A 17,469-nucleotide genomic window follows, 5' to 3' on the forward strand; every position below is an offset into this window, starting at 1 on the left:
TATAAAAAAAGGATTGTTTGTCTGATAAATTCTATGTTTCAATGCCTTTTATACGTGCGCCTTATATAGCGGAAGCAGGAGAGGGAGTTGAAGTTTTAGCTGAAGTGGATAATCATGTTGTAGCGGCAAGAGAAAAGAATATGCTGGTTACCTCCTTTCATCCTGAGGTAACAGAAGATACAAGAATCCATGAGTATTTTATAGATATGGTATTAAAATCCTGAATAATAAGAAAGCGGCATTGACTTATTTGGTAAGGCAATGCCGCTTTTATATTTATATTCTGTTAGCTTCAATCCATTTATTTATAATTTTTTTAAGCTTATCACTGTCACGGTTTATTTGAACCATATCCATGAATTTAACAGAAGCTCTGTCTGATGTGATCCAATTTAATAATCCTGTTGAATCCTCAAAAAGATGCTCTCTGTCTAAAGTATCCTTCACTTTTGCTCCGCAGTGGAAAATAAGCTGAAAAAATCCTTTTCCGTGGAGATTTAAAGTAAAGTAATCCTGATTTTCAAAGCAGAAGCTTGGTGAATTCCATTTAATATGTTCCGTAATATAGGGATTTGAATTTAAAACTATACTCCTGACTTCCTCTATTTCTTTTTTTAAAGGATGTTGGAGTTTTTTTAAATAATCCGCTACTTCCTGAGGTCTTGTTGATGTTTGCGAAAGATTCTTTTTTTCGCACATAATTATTACCTCCTGTAAAGATTTGCTTCTAGACTTTATAGAATTATTTATGATATTATATAAGATATGTTAAAATTATAAACAATACCCCCATTATACTTATAGAGGGTAATTTTTATTTTATTATATTTTTATTCAACTGTCAAATGTTTTTTAAAAATAATTTAAGGAGGTATAAAATGACAGCTAAATTTATATTTGTTACAGGAGGAGTAGTTTCTTCATTGGGAAAAGGAATAACTGCTGCATCTTTAGGAAGGCTGCTTAAAGATAGAGGTTTAAGCATTTCTATTCTAAAGTTAGACCCTTATTTAAACATAGATCCAGGGACTATGAGTCCCTATCAGCATGGAGAGGTATTTGTTACGCAGGATGGTGCTGAAACAGACTTGGACATAGGTCATTATGAAAGATTTATAGACGAGGATTTATCCGGTCTTAACAATGTAACTACAGGGAGTATATATCAATCTGTTATAGCAAAAGAAAGAAGGGGAGAATACCTGGGAGGAACGGTGCAGGTGATTCCTCACATTACAAATGAAATAAAAGAAAGGGTGTATGCAGTTCTAAAGGAGAAACCGGTAGATTTAGTGATAACAGAAATAGGAGGAACTGTTGGGGATATAGAATCCCTCCCTTTTCTGGAGGCTGTGAGGCAGATTTATCAGGAAAAAGGAGGAGAAAATGTTTGTTTTATTCACGTTACTTTAGTGCCTTATCTTGGAAGGGCCGGTGAGCTTAAAACTAAGCCTACTCAGCATTCGGTAAAAGAATTAAGAGGAATAGGAATACAGCCTGACATAATTGTTTGCCGTACGGAAAAGAAAATCAGTAAGGATTTAAAGGATAAAATAGCTCTATTTTGCAATGTCGAAAGTGATAATGTAATTGAAAATATGGATGCAGATAACCTGTATGAAGTTCCTCTTATGCTTTTTGATGAAGGGTTGGATAGGAAAGTGTGCAGAAGGCTTAATCTAAACTGCGGAGAAATTCATAATTCAAATTGGGTAAACATGGTTAACAGAATTAAAAATTTATCCAGGAAAACTACTATTGCTTTAGTAGGTAAATATGTAGAGCTTCATGATGCATATTTATCTGTAGCAGAAGCTTTAAGTCATGGAGGTATAGAAGTAGATACTTTAGTGGAAATAAAATGGATAGATTCATCAATGGTGAATTATGAAAATGCTTCAGAAATTTTTAAAGGAATAAATGGAATTATTGTGCCGGGAGGATTCGGATGTAGAGGTATTGAAGGTAAAATAGAGTCTGCAAAATATGCAAGGGAAAACAATATACCTTTTTTGGGAATATGCTTAGGGATGCAGTGTGCAGCTGTAGAGTTCGCAAAAAATGCACTGAAGCTTAAAGATGCCGGTACTTCCGAGATAAATCCGGAAATTCTTAACCCTATTATTCATTTAATGAAAGATCAAAAGGGAATAGATGAAAAAGGAGGAACCATGAGGCTTGGAGAATACTCATGCAGCCTTGACAAAAATACTAAGGCATATGAAGCTTACGGAAAAGAAATAATATATGAAAGACACAGGCACAGATATGAGTTTAACAATAAATACAGAAAAGCATTCATAGATGGGGGAATGATTTTATCGGGAATTAATGAAGATAAAGAACTGGTGGAAATAATTGAATTAAAGAATCATCCTTGGTTTATTGGTGTGCAGTTTCATCCGGAACTAAAATCAAGACCTAATAATCCTCATCCTTTATTTAAGTCTTTCATTCAAGCTTCGGTAAGCAATCTGTCGAAGTGATTTAATTATTTTAATTTATTTTTAGAAGGATTTTAATTAAATTTGTAGAATTATAATAATTAAGAAATTTTTACTTATTATAATTGTGTTATGAAAAATATGCTTAATATTAAAGTGAGTAAAGATTTATCTTTACTCACTTTATAATTTAAAAATCATTTTCTGCGGGGTTTAGTTTTACTAAAAAGTAAGCTATATATTTCTATAAATTAAAATTATATATAAAAATGGTTATTTTTATTGTATAACTTGTTTTTTTAGATTATTATTAGCTTATATAAGAGATAATTATTTGTTTTATTGTTATAATTATGGAATAAGAGTAAATAATTATGAATATACTTACCGCCTTCCTTAAAATCTTTTAAAATCCCTATATTATATAACTAGTTTACTTGTATTTTATTTATAACGGAGGTGCAATTTTGAATTTAGAAAACGTTAATGATATGACATTGATTGAATTAAAAGATGTAGCAAAAAACCTGGGATTAAAAAACATTTCAAAACTAAAGAAAAGTGAGCTTCAGCAGGAAATACTTAAGCATATACCTAAAACCATAGAGGTTGGAGGTGTAAAACTTACGGAGAAAATTTCCCCTAAAAATGAAGCTAAAGCTCAGGAGAGTGTAAAATCCGTTTCTTCATACACTGAAACTCCTCCTCAGCAGAGTGTAAAAGCAGTTTATTCACATACGGAAACCCTTCCTCAGCAGGGAGAGGAAAAAAAGGAAAGGCTTAGAGAAATGATAAGTGATTCTGAAAAAGCGCGCGGAGTATTAGAAATCCAGGATACTAATAATTTTGGATTTTTAAGGTGCAAAAATTATTTAAGCGGAGACGATGACGTATATGTTTCTCCATCTCAAATACGCAGATTCAACCTTCAAACCGGTGATGAGGTTGAAGGAAAGGTCAGGCTTCCAAAGGAAGGAGAAAAGTTTAAGGCTCTTCTATATGTAGATATGGTAAATGGAGAATCCCCTGAAAAAGCTATAGGCAGAAAGCCTTTTGAATATCTTACACCTATATACCCTGAAGAGAGGTTAAGGTTAGAAACCCACAATGAAAAGGATCTTTCCTCAAGGCTTATGGATATTATTTGTCCTATAGGCAAGGGACAAAGAGGAATTATAGTTGCTCCTCCCAAAGCTGGGAAAACAACACTTTTGAAAAAAATAGCACAAAACATATCTCATAATTATCCTGATATAAAGCTTATTGTACTGCTAATCGACGAAAGACCGGAGGAGGTTACAGACATGCAGAGGTCCATCAATGGGGAAGTAATATACTCTACCTTTGATGAAGAACCTCAAAACCACATTAAGGTTGCTCAGATGGTGTTGGAAAGAGCAAAGAGAATTGTGGAAATGGGCAAGGATGTGGTTATACTTATGGACAGTATTACTAGGTTGTCCAGGGCATATAATCTTACAATTACACCTACAGGAAGAACTTTATCCGGAGGTCTAGATCCGGGAGCACTAATAATGCCTAAAAAGTTTTTTGGGGCAGCCAGAAATATTGAAGAAGGCGGAAGTTTGACAATTTTGGCAACAGCCTTAGTAGAAACCGGAAGCAGAATGGATGATATGATATTTGAAGAATTTAAAGGTACTGGAAACATGGAGGTTCATTTAGATAGAAAGCTCCAGGAAAGAAGAATTTTCCCTGCGGTAGACATATATAAATCAGGAACCAGAAAAGAAGATCTTTTGCTGGCTGATGAGGAAAAAGAAGTGGCTTTCAATATAAGAAAGATAATGTATAGGGATGGGAATATTGAAACCATAACTGAAAATCTTATTAATATGCTGTCTAAAACCAAAAACAATAAAGAATTTATAAGTGTTTTCCAAAAAACAAACCTTGAAAAATAAAACAAGCTCCTTAGGAGCTTGTTTTGCGTTCATAAGAATTTATCAACCGTTCTGATAAACTTACTATTTCATTTATTGAATAATGTTTTGAGATTCTTCTTATATTATTTTTCATTTCCAGAAGTTTATCCGGATTTTCTATAAGAGAATTTAAAATGTTATTTATATTGTTGAGGTCCGGCTCATAAACGGCACAACCTATGGAAGATAAAAATTCTGCGTTTTCAGTTTCCTGGCCTGGTATAGCAAAAGGTATAATCATAGGTAAATTTTTAACCAAAGCTTCAGAAGCTGTAAGTCCTCCTGGTTTAGAAATTATTATATCTGATAATTCCATTAGAGAAGCTACAGCGGTGGTAAAGCCGAAAATATGAATCTTTTTGTCAAGTGGCGGATTCATAAAAGCTTCTTCTAAATTTGACTTCAATTCTGAGTTGTTTCCACAAACAACGGTTATTCTAAGCTTATGTTTGTTTTTCATTAATCTCTCAAGCACATAGAAAATATTATTGAGACCCATGCTCCCTCCCATAAGAAGAATATTAAAATATTCATCTCTTTCCATACTTAAGAAAGCATCCGCCTTGGAAAAGAACTCCTGCTTAATAGGTATTCCATAAGGGAAAATCCTGTTTTCAGGTATTATTCCTTCGCTCATCTTTTTCTTTGTATATTCACTTGCTGTAATATAAGCATCCACATAAGGACTTATATATGTGGAATGAGCCTTAAAGTCAGTGACTATAGATATGAAGGGGATATCTATCAGCTTATGCTTTTTTAAAGATGAAATTATATTAACGGAAAGAGGATGAGTTCCGATTATTATATCGGGACTGCATTGAGTAATATAATAATAAACCTTATTTTCTGTATGCATAAAAGCCAGCTTTAAACTGGAATTAATTTTTGCGAAATTAGTGATCTTATATATCCCGCCGTATACCTTAGGGGTTTTAGATACTAATAATTCATATCCCCCTACTATGCAGCGAGTTAAAAATTTACTATTATTATCTAAAAAGTCGTATTTTATGACTTCATAACCGCGCTTAACAAAGGTATCTTTTAATGAATCAGCAGCTTGATTATGTCCTTGTCCTGTAGATGTAGTCAATATTAATACCTTCTTCATTTTTGCATTACTCTCCATATAAAAAATAGTTTGTTATATATTTAGTTTATCATTTATATAAAAGTTGTAAAGGATAAACGGAAATGTTAAGAATAACTTAAGGAAGATTTAAGTTTTAAAAAGTTAATGGGAAAGACCTAGTCTTTCCCATTAGCGGAGATTATTTTTCATTGTTAAGATTAAATTTCCTGTTGAATCTCTCTACTCTTCCACCAACGTCAACAATCTTTTGCTTTCCAGTGAAGAAAGGATGGCATTTTGAGCATATTTCAACTTTTAATTCATTTTTTATAGAACCAGTTGTAAATGTATTTCCACATGCACATTTAACTACTGCGTCATGGTTGTAATTTGGGTGTATGCCTTCTCTCATTTATTTCACCTCTTTCAAGATATAAAAGTCCTTATTTTTAACCTCATTAGTATAACATGTTTTAACAAATAGAGTCAATACATAGTAAGGGAGTTTTATTATAAATTCTCCTTTTTATAGAGCTTTTTAAATGCTATAATCATTATAGTATAATTTCATGCTGAAAGGATGTATAATTTATGGCAAAACTATATTTTAGATATGGAGCAATGAATTCAGGAAAATCTACAAGCTTAATGCAGGTGGCATATAATTATGAAGAAAGAGGAATGAAGGTGCTGATAATTAAGCCTATGACTGATAAAAAGGGAGGCGAAATGCTTCTTTCAAGGCTAGGGGTAGAAAGACTTGTAGATCTTGTTATTGAGGATGACCAGGATATTTATAAAAGCATTAATGACCTTTTGCAGGACCATAAAGAAATACATTGCATTTTAGCGGATGAAGTACAGTTTTTTAAAAAACATCATATAGATGAACTTTTTAAAATCGCAGTATTGCTTGATATACCGGTGATATGCTATGGATTGAGAACGGATTTTCTTATGAACGGTTTTGAAGGAAGCGAAAGACTTTTGCTCCTTGCTCACAGTATAGAAGAGATGAAAACTATATGTACATGCGGAAGAAAGGCAATATTAAACGGAAGGAAAATAAATGGCAAGTATGTTTTTCATGGAGAGCAGGTTGCCATTGATTTAATAGATAACGTAGAATATCAATCTCTCTGCGGAAAGTGCTATTTTAAATATAAAGAGCAGGCAGAGAAAGAAGAAGTTATGAAAGAGGAATTATTAAAATAAAGGATGGATACATATGAGAAAAACTGAAGTTGGAGGTCAGGCTGTAATTGAAGGGGTAATGATGAGAGGCCTTAAAGGCACTGCTACAGCGGTGAGAACTCCTGAGGGCAAAATTCAGGTTAACTTTGAAAAAAGAGTTCCTGCAAGTAAAAAGAATAAATTTTTATCCCTTCCTGTTATAAGGGGATTTGTAGCTCTCATTGACTCCCTTGTAATGGGTATGCAGTCTTTAAATTTTTCTGCTTCATTTTTGGAAGAGGAAGGAGAACCTTCAAAGTTTGAGAAGTGGCTTGATGAAAAATTTAAAGAAAAAGGTGAAAAAATAATTTTAACTTTTTCCTTGATTATTTCTCTTGCCTTTGCTGTAGCTTTATTTTTCCTTCTGCCTACAGCTTTGACATCATTATTTAGAAGGTTTGGACTAGGGGTTTTATGGCTGAATTGTATTGAGGCAGCTATTAGGATCAGCATATTCCTTTTATATATTTATTTCATAGGTAAGATGGAGGATATAAGCAGAGTATTCGAATATCATGGAGCGGAACATAAGACTATATTCTGCTATGAAAACGAAGAAGAGCTCACTGTGGAAAATGTAAAAAAATATTCAAGGCTTCATCCAAGATGCGGGACTAACTTTTTATTCCTGGTTATGGTAGTAAGTATTATAATTTTTTCTTTTACAGGCTGGAAGTCTATGGGTGAAAGGTTTCTTTGGAGGATATTATTACTTCCAATTGTATCAGGGATAACCTTTGAGATAATAAAGTGGATGGGTAAAGGAAAAAATAAAATGGCTGAGGTCTTTGCGGCACCGGGATTAAAGCTGCAGCTTTTAACTACAAGAGAACCAGATGACTCTGAAATAGAAGTTGCAATTGCTGCATTAAAAGCCGCCGAAGGGATAAAGGAAACCATAGGAGAGTTGTTAGACAAAGGGGTTAAGGAGTTAAAAGTAGCTGATATAGATAGCTATTTGTTAGATGCCCAGCTCCTCTTAGGAAAGGTATTGAAGAAAGACAAGATATATATAATTACTCATAGGGAGGAAGAGGTTTCAAAGGCTTCTACTGAAGAGTATTTAGAATATATTGAAATGAGAAAAAATAAGATGCCTATAAAGTATATCTTAAAGCAGTGCGAATTTATGGGTATTGATTTATATATTAAAGAAGGAGTTTTAATACCAAGACCAGATACTGAGATTTTGGTAGAAAAGGTTCTTGAACATATTAAACCAGAGGGTTCAGCTTTAATATGTGACCTGTGCTGCGGCAGTGGAGCTATAGGAATTTCTTTAGCTAAATTCAGGCCTGGAGTAAAGGTTCAATGTATAGATATTTCTGAAAGGGCAGAGGAGGTTACAAAAATAAACATCCAGAAGCTTGACCTTGGAGATAGGGTTACCTTTATCAAAAGCGATTTGCTGGAGGAGGCTTTAATTGAAAATAAAACATATGATATAATTGTATCGAATCCCCCTTATATTAAGGAAGAGGATATAAATACCCTTATGGAGGATGTTAAAAATTATGAACCGCATTTAGCTTTAAACGGTGGAAAGGATGGACTTGACTTTTATAGAAAAATCACAGAACAATCAAGTACCCTTTTAAAAAATGGAGGAATGCTTGCTTATGAAACAGGATATAATCAAAGAGAAGAGGTTATAGAGATATTAGAGCATTATGGTTTTAAAGAAATAATAAGCGGCAGTGATTTAGGAGGTAACCATCGTGTAGTAATAGGTTTTAAAAGAAGCGATATTGATTAGTGTTAAAATGAATGTTATAATATAAAACTATGAAAAAAATATATACGGAGTGATAATATGATACTTGATAGACTTAACTTTATTGAAAACAAGTACGAAGAGTTATCAGTTAAAATCAGTGATCCAAGCATAATGGCAAACCAGAAGGAATGGCAGAAGCTGTGCAAGGAGCATGCTGAGCTTGAGACTGTTGTTAATGAATACAAGCAATATAAATCAGTTATAGAGGAAATTGAAAGTAGTAAAGAGCTTTTGAGTGAAGAAAACGATCCTGATATGAAAGAAATGATTCAGGAGGAAATTAAAGAATTAACAGCTAAAGAGCAGGAGCTTGAAAACAATCTTCAAATACTGCTTCTTCCAAAGGATCCAAATGATGATAAGAACGTATTTGTAGAAATAAGAGGAGGAGCAGGGGGAGAAGAAGCTGCTCTATTTGCTTCAAATCTATTCAGAATGTATACAAGATATGCAGAAAACCAAAGGTGGAAAGTAGAGCTTATGAGCTCTAATGAGACTGACATCGGAGGATTAAAAGAAGTTGTTTTCATGATTAAAGGTGTAGGTGCATACAGTAAGCTTAAATATGAAAGCGGAGTTCATAGAGTACAGAGAGTTCCTGATACAGAATCCAGCGGCAGAATACACACCTCTACTGCTACTGTAGCGGTGCTCCCTGAAGTAGAAGATGTAGACATAGACATAAATGAAAAAGATTTGAGAATAGATGTTTATAGATCCTCAGGACACGGCGGACAAAGCGTTAATACAACGGATTCAGCGGTAAGAATCACACATCTTCCTACCGGTTTAGTGGTATCCTGTCAGGATGAAAAGTCTCAGCTTAAAAATAAAGAAAAAGCTATGAAGGTTCTTATGGCAAGGCTTTATGAGATGGCTGAACAGGAAAGGATGGCGGGAATCGCTGAAGATAGGAAAAGTCAGGTTGGTACGGGGGATAGAAGTGAGAGAATAAGAACCTATAACTATCCTCAGGGCAGGGTTACAGATCATAGAATAGGATTAACTTTATATAAGCTTGAATCCTTTTTAAATGGTGATTTGGATGAAATGCTCAATGCTTTAATAACATACGATCAATCTGAAAAAATGAAGGCTATGGGAAATAGCAGCGAATTTTAATATCAAGGAGATGCTGCAGAGGAATTTAACCTGAATTTCCTCTGCAAAACCTCCTTTTTTTATTAAAATCACCGTGAATTTTCATATATTTACTTTGTACTTAAATAAATTACAAGGTATTTTCTCCTTAATTTTACATTTTAAATCTAAATTTATAATTATCTTTCCCGAGGTGTTTTAATGAATATTTATAAAGCTTATGATAAACAGAGAAAAAATTATAAGCGGTTTAATTTTTTAATGATATTTTTATTTATATTTCTTCCTGCTGCCCTGTATATTACAGGTAAAACTGATATGTTTTTCTTAAGCTATCTTGTTTTTATTGAAGTATTAATTTTAACTGCACTTATCCTTTCAAAGGATAATGACACTTTGGAGTTTGATTTAAAAGGGGATAAAATTTCATTAAAATCAGGATTTTTTAAAAAAAGCTATTATATATACTGCGATAAAGTAGCAGCAGTACACTGTGAAAAGAGCTATGAAGAGCTTCAAATAATAATTTTAACCACTCAAATATCCAGAAATAAATCTTTAAAGCCAATTACAGAGAACTTTATGAAAAAATTTCCTCAAGTGGCTGAAGAGTATATGAGACTTAAAAAGATTAACCCTGAATTTGAATACTTCTATTACATTATTAAAAAGGGTGGCTTTTTAAAATATGACCTCTTAGATATGTTGTTTAAGAACTGTGTAAAAGCGGTTTTCACGGAAAACAGCATAAATAATATAAAGATGATAAGATACTAAAATATACATATAAAGTTATATTCCTCTTAATCGCCCAATATTATTAAATAGGCAGAATAAGGGGGATTTTTATGTTTAAATATATTTATATTATTATACTTTCCATGAGTATATCATTGGCAGGTACAATGCTGGGGGCTTCAATAGGAGTGATAATCAAACGTCCAAGCAAAAGATTATTAGGTATTATCATGGGCTTTGCGGCAGGGCTTATGCTTGCGGTAGTGGTTTTTGAACTTATTCCTGAAGCGGTGAATATGATAGGTGTGCCTTTTACCATAATACTATATTTTTTAGGAATCATAATTATATTGGGTATAGAAAAGGCTGTAAATAAAAGGATGATGAGAGCAAATAATTATATAAAAGTTGCATTTATAACAGCAATAGGATTAATGCTCCACAATCTTCCTGAGGGTATAATTATGGGCTGTGGATTTTTGGTGGATAAAAATTTAGGTTTAGGTATGAGTGCTATAATTGCAATCCATGATATACCTGAGGGGATTGCTGTTACTGCTCCCCTTATGGCATCCAAGGTTAAAAACGAAAAGATATTAACCTATGCTTTTCTTACAGCTTTACCTACGGCCTTAGGAGCAGCTATAGGAGTTATGGCTGGCAGGGTTTCTGATTTATCTTTAGGAATCTGCCTGGCTCTTGCATCAGGTATAATGATGTATGTGGTTTTCTGCGAACTAATACCTGAATCCAACAGACTTTGGGAGGGGGTAGTAAATAGTATAAGCGTTATAATAGGTTTGACAATAGGCTTTATAATGATAAACTTAATTTAGAATATTATAATTTAATGCGTTAAAACAAAGAGAAGAGGGGAAAATGTTGAACACTAAAATGGCAGTTATAAAAGAAGATGATTTTAATTATGATGCTGTATTTGAAGCTGCGGAGGTAATTAGAGCCGGCGGATTGGTAGCTTTCCCCACAGAGACGGTATACGGGCTGGGAGCTGATGCGTTAAATTCTGAAGCAGTTAAAAAAATATTTGAAGCTAAAGGAAGGCCTCAGGATAATCCCCTGATAATTCATGTAGCGGATAAGGATATTAAAAAATATGCGGAGAATATATCTCCTATAGCGGAAGAACTTATAAATAAATTTTGGCCTGGACCTCTTACAATAATATTAAGTAAGTCTTCAATAATACCTTTTGTTACCAGTGCAAATCTAAATACTGTAGGCATAAGGATGCCAGCTTCAAAAATAGCTTTAGAGCTTATAAAAGCAAGCGGAGTTCCGATAGCAGCTCCTTCAGCTAACATAAGCGGAAGACCGAGCCCTACAGATTTTGAAAGATGCGTTGAAGATCTGAATGGAAAAGTAGATTACATCCTTGGAGGAAATATAAGTGAAGTGGGACTGGAATCCACCATAGTGGATTGCACCGTTAATCCTCCCTGTGTATTAAGACCTGGAGCTGTAACCTTAGAAATGCTTAAGGCAATTCATAAAGATATATATATAGACCCTGCTGTTATGAAGAAGCCTGCAGAAAATCTTAAACCTAAAGCTCCTGGGATGAAGTATAGACATTATGCTCCAAAAGCAAAAGTGAAAATAATAGAAGGAGATTTGAAAAAAACTATTGAAAAAATTAATGAAATGGTGTTAAATTATATAGATGAAAATTTAAAAGTCGGAATAATGGCAACTGATGAGTCACTTCCTTTCTATAAATTTGGAGAAGTTATTTCTTTAGGAAGCAGAAAGGATCTTAACAGTATAGCTCAAAACTTATTTGAAACCCTGAGAACCTTTGATGATAAAAATGTAGATGTCATTTTATCAGAAGCCTTTATTAGGGAAGGAATAGGAATAGCTATTATGAACAGACTCACTAAAGCTGCAGGGTTCGATATTATTACATTGGATTAAGGAGGAAATATGAAGGTTTTATTTGTTTGCACCGGTAATACATGCAGAAGTGTTATGGCTGAAGCTATTTTTAACAGCATAAGTGAAACAGAAGACATTAAAGCCTATTCTGCAGGAGTTTCTCCAATACCAGGAAGCATAGCATCATCTCATGCCGCGGAGCTTGTAGTTAACAATTTGAATCAAAATATATCTTCCAGAAAAGCGGTTCAGTTGACTGAGGAAATGTTGAAAGAAACAGATTTAATCCTCACCATGACAGAATATATAAGGGACGTTATTAATTTTAAATATCCTGCATATTCTCATAAAGTTTATGCTTTAAATCAGTATGTCGGCGAAAAGGGCGATATTATAGATCCCTACGGCGGCAGTGTTGATGTTTATAAAAAAACTTACAAGGATTTAGAAAATAAAATATTCTTATTATTTAAAAAAATAAAAGGAGATAGGGGTTATAGGCTTACTATCTCTTTTTTAATAAATATGGAGGTGTAATCAATGAAATTAGCAATTGGAAGTGATCATGGCGGCTTTAGACTAAAAGGAGAAGTAATAGAACATCTTAAAGCTAAAGGAATAGGATTTAAGGATTATGGAACCTTCAGCGAAGCGTCCTGCGATTATCCTGATGTAGCTACAGAAGTTGCAGAAGCTGTAGCTCAGGGAGAATATGATTTAGGAATATTAATATGCGGCACTGGAATAGGAATTGGAATAGCAGCCAATAAAGTTCCTGGAGTAAGGGCAGCTCTCTGTCATGATACCTTTAGTGCTCATGCCTGCAGAGAACATAACAATGCAAATATACTTACTATGGGTGAAAGAATAATAGGAACAGGTCTTGCTTTAGAAATAGTTGATACTTTCTTAAACAGTAACTTTGAAGGTGACAGGCATTTAAGAAGAATAAATAAGATTGCAGATATAGAAAATAAATATAAAAAATAAACTACTTAGGGGGAATCTATAATGAGTAAAGTTACACAGATATCACATCCATTAATACTACACAAATTAGCATTTATAAGAGATAAGAATACAGGAGCTAAGGATTTTAGGGAATTAGTAGAAGAAGTAGCAATGCTCATGGCCTATGAAGTAACCAGAGATCTTCAGACTGAAGAAATCGAAATTGAAACACCTATATGCGTTACTAAATGCAAAGTGTTATCCGGTAAGAAAATGGCCATAGTTCCAATACTTAGAGCTGGATTAGGAATGGTTGATGGGATGCTTAAGCTTATACCAGCTGCTAAGGTTGGACATATTGGTCTCTACAGAGACGAAGAAACACTTCAGCCTGTGGAATATTTTTGTAAGCTTCCTCAGGACATATCTGAAAGGGACGTTATAGTGGTAGACCCAATGCTGGCTACAGGAGGTTCTGCTGCAGATGCTATAACTCTTCTTAAGAAAAGAGGAGCTAAAAATATAAGGCTTGTTTGTTTGATAAGCGCACCGGAAGGAATAAAGGTGGTTCAGGAAGCACATCCTGATGTAGACATGTATTTTGGTGCTATTGATGAAAGGCTTAATGAACAGGGATACATAGTTCCTGGACTAGGAGATGCAGGAGACAGATTATTCGGAACAAAATAATATTTATTCTGTATAACAAAGACTAAAAGTTTTACTTTTAGTCTTTGTCCCATGTTTACATTAACAAATTGGTAATGTATAATTATTTTGATTAACGGGTATTTTTACCTTAATGTGGATTATGTAGGATGGTGGACATGAAAGATTATCTGTTTTGGATACTGATTCCCGCTGTAATATCTTTTTTTATGGCGCCCTTAATGAAAAAGTTTTCTTTTTGGTTTAATGTGCTTGATATACCTTCGGATAATAGAAAGATACATAAAAATCCTATGCCTCTTTTAGGGGGAGTTGGGATTTATTTGTCTTTCATAGTAACTATATTCATTAATAAAGGTATTAATATAGATCGGGGAGATTTGGGAATTATAATAGGTGCAGCTGTTATTTTGATAGGAGGAGTATTAGATGATATATTCGATCTTAAACCTTATCAAAAGCTGATATTTCAGTTATCTGCATCCATTATCTTAATTATTTTTGGCATTAGCATTAAAAAGCTTACAAATCCTATGGGATTTTATGAGGATGCATACATAAATATTAACTATTTTTCAATACCTTTAACTTTATTATGGGTAGTGGGGATTACCAACGCAGTTAATCTAATAGACGGATTGGATGGATTGGCGGCAGGTATTTCTTTAATCGCCTGTATAACAATGTTTTTTGTATCTATTTTATCCGGCAGAGAATCAGCTGCCTTATTTACTGCTGTGCTCAGCGGAGCACTTATAGGTTTTTTACCGTATAATTTTAATCCTGCAGTAATTTTTTTAGGAGACAACGGAGCTCAGCTACTAGGCTTTTTACTTGCTTCAATATCAATTGAGGGAGCTATTAAGTCTGCAGCAGCTTTTTCCATAGTGGTTCCTATTTTAGCATTAGGACTTCCTATCTACGATACGCTTTTTGCTATGATTAGGAGAAAAATAAATGGGAAACCTATGTACCAGGCGGATAAAGGGCATCTTCACCACAGACTGCTGGAATTGGGGCTTTCTCAAAAACAGGCAGTTATAATAATGTATATAATCAGCGCTATATTAGGTGCCATATCAATTTTAGCCATGGAAATAAGCACTGTTAGTTCCTATATCTTATTATTAACTGTTATTATTTTCATAGGCTTTATTGCATGGAAAGCAGGCTTCTTTAACATAAGAGAATAACAAATTGTTGACTCACAGGAGGTTGAAATGAGTAAGATTAAAATTTTAACTATATTCGGAACAAGACCAGAGGCCATAAAAATGGCTCCGCTGGTAAAAGAATTAGAAAGAAGAGATGAATTTGAATCAAAGGTATGCGTTACTGCGCAGCACAGAGAGATGCTTGACCAAGTTTTAGATTTATTTGATATAATTCCGGATTATGACTTGAATATTATGAAAAGCAAGCAGTCGCTTACAGGAATCACAAACAGAGTATTAGAAGGATTAGAAGAAGTTTTTGAAAAAGAACAGCCTCATATGATTTTAGTTCACGGTGATACTACAACTACTTTTGGAGGTGCTTTAGCAGCATTCTATCAGCAGATTAAGGTTGGTCATGTGGAAGCTGGGCTCAGGACTTTTGATAAGTATTTTCCATTTCCGGAGGAGATGAACAGGAAGCTGACAGGAGCTATAGCAGATCTTCATTTTGCTCCTACAAAAGGTTCAAAAGAAAATCTTCTTAGAGAAGGTATTTCCGAGGATTGCATTTTAATAACTGGAAATACAGTTATCGATGCTATGACTCATACTGTTGAGGAAAATTATTTGTTTGATACTGAAGAGCTTAATTCCATTGATTACAGGAATAAAAAGGTAATCATGATTACTGCTCACAGAAGAGAAAACTGGGGTGAAGGTATAGAAAATATTTGTTATTCTCTTAACAAAATAATTGAGGAAAATGAAGATGCAGAAATAGTATATTTAGTGCATTTAAATCCTGTGGTAAAGGATGTAGTATATAGGCACTTATATGGGAAGGAAAGAATACACCTGCTTCCTCCTCTGGATACTAAGGAAACCCATAATTTAATGAATAAATGCTTTATGGTTATGACTGATTCTGGGGGACTTCAGGAAGAAGCTCCACACCTAGGCAAACCAGTATTGGTTTTGAGAGACGTAACAGAAAGACCTGAGGCTGTGGAGGCTGGTACTGTTAAATTGGTTGGAACGGAGCCTTCTGAAATCATAAAAGAAGCAAACCTTCTTTTAAAGGATGAAAAAGCATATGAAAGCATGAGTAAAGCAGTTAATCCTTATGGAGATGGAAAGGCGTCAGAAAGAATTGCCGATACTATTCTACATTATTTTGGAATAAAAGAAGAAAAAATAAAAGAGTTTGAATAACAGAGATAGTTAAAAAAATAACAATGTAATACGCTGTAATGGCATTTAAAGGCTTTTTTTGGGGGCTAGTCTTCTTTGATAGAAAAAATAAAAATGTTATAATTATGTAAATGATGTTTTTATATTAAATATATCGATGGTAAAGTAGGAGGTTTAGAAATGAGAGAAGTTGTTATAGTTAGTGCTGTTAGAACTGCACTAGGATCCTTCGGGGGCGCACTTAAGGATGTATCAGCTGCAGATTTAGGTGCTGTAGTAATCAAAGAAGCTGTAAAAAGAGCAGGTATAAAGCCAGAACAGGTGGATGAGGTTCTTTTTGGTAATGTTATTCAGGCTGGATCAGGACAAAATGTTGCAAGACAATCAAGCGTAAAAGCAGGACTGCCTGTAGAAGTTCCAGCAACCACTATAAATATGGTTTGCGGCTCAGGACTTAGGACAGTAGCTATGGCTGCCCAAATGATAAAACTTGGTGATGCTGATGTTATTGTAGCAGGAGGAACTGAAAATATGTCCGCTGCTCCATACGTGCTTAAAAATGCTAGATGGGGACAGAGAATGGGTGACGGAAAATTAGTAGATACCATGGTGTTAGATGGCCTCACAGATGCTTTCAACGGATACCACATGGGAATAACCGCTGAAAATATAGCTGAAAAATGGGGAATATCAAGAGAAGAGCAGGATGAATTTGCTGTTAACTCTCAAAATAAAGCGGAGGCAGCAATAAAGGCTGGAAGATTTAAAGATGAGATTGTACCTGTTGAAATACCACAAAGAAAAGGTGATCCTATAGTATTTGATACAGATGAATTCCCAAGGTTTGGAGCTAATACAGCATCTTTGGCCAAGCTAAAACCTGCATTTAAAAAAGATGGTACTGTAACAGCTGGTAATGCTTCCGGAATAAACGACGGTGCTGCAGCAATTATAGTAATGAGTGCAGATAAAGCACAGGAATTAGGGATAAAACCTCTTGCAAAAATACTTTCCTATGGTTCTAAAGGGTTAGATCCTGCTATTATGGGATATGGTCCTTTCCATGCTACAAAAGCAGCACTGGAAAAAGCAGGTCTTACAGTAGAAGATTTAGATTTAATAGAAGCAAATGAAGCTTTTGCAGCTCAAAGCATAGCAGTAGCAAAGGATTTAAACTTTGATATGAGCAAGGTAAATGTTAATGGTGGTGCTATTGCACTAGGACATCCAGTAGGAGCGTCGGGAGCGAGAATATTAGTAACATTATTGTATGAAATGGGGAAAAGAAGTG

General features: G+C 34.2%; 18 protein-coding genes. 15 read left to right on the forward strand and 3 right to left on the reverse strand.

Features of this window, described 5'->3' with window-relative positions:
* The first annotated feature begins 41 nt into the window (after positions 1-41).
* A complete protein-coding gene (locus TA89_RS02600) occupies positions 42-224 on the forward strand; it encodes a type 1 glutamine amidotransferase family protein (protein ID WP_082023823.1) in 183 nt (60 codons plus the stop codon).
* A 52-nt stretch (positions 225-276) separates the two neighbouring features.
* Here the strand turns inward: TA89_RS02600 and TA89_RS02605 are convergent, their stop codons facing one another.
* A complete protein-coding gene (locus tag TA89_RS02605) occupies positions 277-699 on the reverse strand; it encodes a DUF1801 domain-containing protein (RefSeq protein ID WP_040210602.1) in 423 nt (140 codons plus the stop codon).
* Positions 700-878: 179 nt separating this feature from the next.
* Here TA89_RS02605 and TA89_RS02610 point away from each other — a divergent pair, with 179 nt between their 5' ends.
* Both TA89_RS02610 and rho read left to right on the forward strand, forming a co-directional pair.
* The gene (locus TA89_RS02610; protein WP_040210604.1) at positions 879-2,486 is read left to right on the forward strand and encodes a CTP synthase; all 1,608 of its coding nucleotides are present in this window, start codon (positions 879-881) and stop codon (positions 2,484-2,486) included.
* 425 nt (positions 2,487-2,911) lie between these two features.
* Entirely contained in the window at positions 2,912-4,369 is a 1,458-nt protein-coding gene (rho, locus tag TA89_RS02615) for a transcription termination factor Rho (RefSeq protein ID WP_278246192.1), read from the forward strand.
* A 10-nt stretch (positions 4,370-4,379) separates the two neighbouring features.
* Here rho and TA89_RS02620 read toward each other — a convergent pair whose 3' ends face one another.
* Both TA89_RS02620 and rpmE read right to left on the reverse strand, forming a co-directional pair.
* Positions 4,380-5,504, reverse strand: coding sequence for an MGDG synthase family glycosyltransferase (locus TA89_RS02620; protein WP_040210606.1), 1,125 nt, complete (start codon positions 5,502-5,504; stop codon positions 4,380-4,382).
* A 160-nt stretch (positions 5,505-5,664) separates the two neighbouring features.
* Positions 5,665-5,877: a 50S ribosomal protein L31 gene (rpmE, locus tag TA89_RS02625; RefSeq protein WP_040210608.1), complete on the reverse strand. Its 213-nt coding sequence runs from the start codon at positions 5,875-5,877 to the stop codon at positions 5,665-5,667.
* 179 nt (positions 5,878-6,056) lie between these two features.
* Between rpmE and TA89_RS02630 the strand changes: the two genes are divergently transcribed.
* The 12 genes from TA89_RS02630 to TA89_RS02685 form a co-directional block, all read left to right on the forward strand.
* The gene (locus TA89_RS02630) at positions 6,057-6,680 is read left to right on the forward strand and encodes a thymidine kinase (protein WP_040210610.1); all 624 of its coding nucleotides are present in this window, start codon (positions 6,057-6,059) and stop codon (positions 6,678-6,680) included.
* A 13-nt stretch (positions 6,681-6,693) separates the two neighbouring features.
* Positions 6,694-8,454 (forward strand): peptide chain release factor N(5)-glutamine methyltransferase, encoded by a 1,761-nt coding sequence (prmC, locus tag TA89_RS02635; RefSeq protein ID WP_040210611.1) that lies wholly within the window; start codon positions 6,694-6,696, stop codon positions 8,452-8,454.
* Positions 8,455-8,511: 57 nt separating this feature from the next.
* Positions 8,512-9,597 carry a peptide chain release factor 1 gene (gene prfA / locus TA89_RS02640; RefSeq protein ID WP_040210613.1) on the forward strand — a complete coding sequence of 362 codons (1,086 nt, stop codon included), beginning with the start codon at positions 8,512-8,514 and terminating at the stop codon, positions 9,595-9,597.
* Positions 9,598-9,777: 180 nt separating this feature from the next.
* Entirely contained in the window at positions 9,778-10,353 is a 576-nt protein-coding gene (locus TA89_RS02645; RefSeq protein WP_040210614.1) for a hypothetical protein, read from the forward strand.
* Between the two features lie 71 nt (positions 10,354-10,424).
* A complete protein-coding gene (locus tag TA89_RS02650; protein WP_040210616.1) occupies positions 10,425-11,150 on the forward strand; it encodes a ZIP family metal transporter in 726 nt (241 codons plus the stop codon).
* Between the two features lie 46 nt (positions 11,151-11,196).
* A complete protein-coding gene (locus TA89_RS02655) occupies positions 11,197-12,249 on the forward strand; it encodes an L-threonylcarbamoyladenylate synthase (RefSeq protein WP_040210628.1) in 1,053 nt (350 codons plus the stop codon).
* Between the two features lie 9 nt (positions 12,250-12,258).
* A complete protein-coding gene (locus TA89_RS02660; protein ID WP_052447281.1) occupies positions 12,259-12,747 on the forward strand; it encodes a low molecular weight protein arginine phosphatase in 489 nt (162 codons plus the stop codon).
* 3 nt (positions 12,748-12,750) lie between these two features.
* Entirely contained in the window at positions 12,751-13,200 is a 450-nt protein-coding gene (gene rpiB, locus TA89_RS02665) for a ribose 5-phosphate isomerase B (protein ID WP_040210618.1), read from the forward strand.
* A gap of 21 nt (positions 13,201-13,221) precedes the next feature.
* On the forward strand, positions 13,222-13,851 hold the full coding sequence (upp, locus tag TA89_RS02670) for a uracil phosphoribosyltransferase (protein ID WP_040210620.1): 630 nt from the start codon (positions 13,222-13,224) through the stop codon (positions 13,849-13,851).
* 137 nt (positions 13,852-13,988) lie between these two features.
* A complete protein-coding gene (locus tag TA89_RS02675; RefSeq protein WP_040210621.1) occupies positions 13,989-15,023 on the forward strand; it encodes an MraY family glycosyltransferase in 1,035 nt (344 codons plus the stop codon).
* A gap of 27 nt (positions 15,024-15,050) precedes the next feature.
* Complete coding sequence (gene wecB, locus TA89_RS02680; protein WP_040210622.1) at positions 15,051-16,199, forward strand: non-hydrolyzing UDP-N-acetylglucosamine 2-epimerase; 1,149 nt, start codon at positions 15,051-15,053, stop codon at positions 16,197-16,199.
* 159 nt (positions 16,200-16,358) lie between these two features.
* The coding region (locus tag TA89_RS02685; protein WP_040210624.1) for an acetyl-CoA C-acetyltransferase at positions 16,359-17,469 on the forward strand (1,111 nt) is incomplete at its 3' end.

This window comes from Clostridium polynesiense, from assembly GCF_000820705.1.
GTDB classification, from domain to species: Bacteria; Bacillota; Clostridia; order Clostridiales; family Clostridiaceae; genus Clostridium_AA; species Clostridium_AA polynesiense.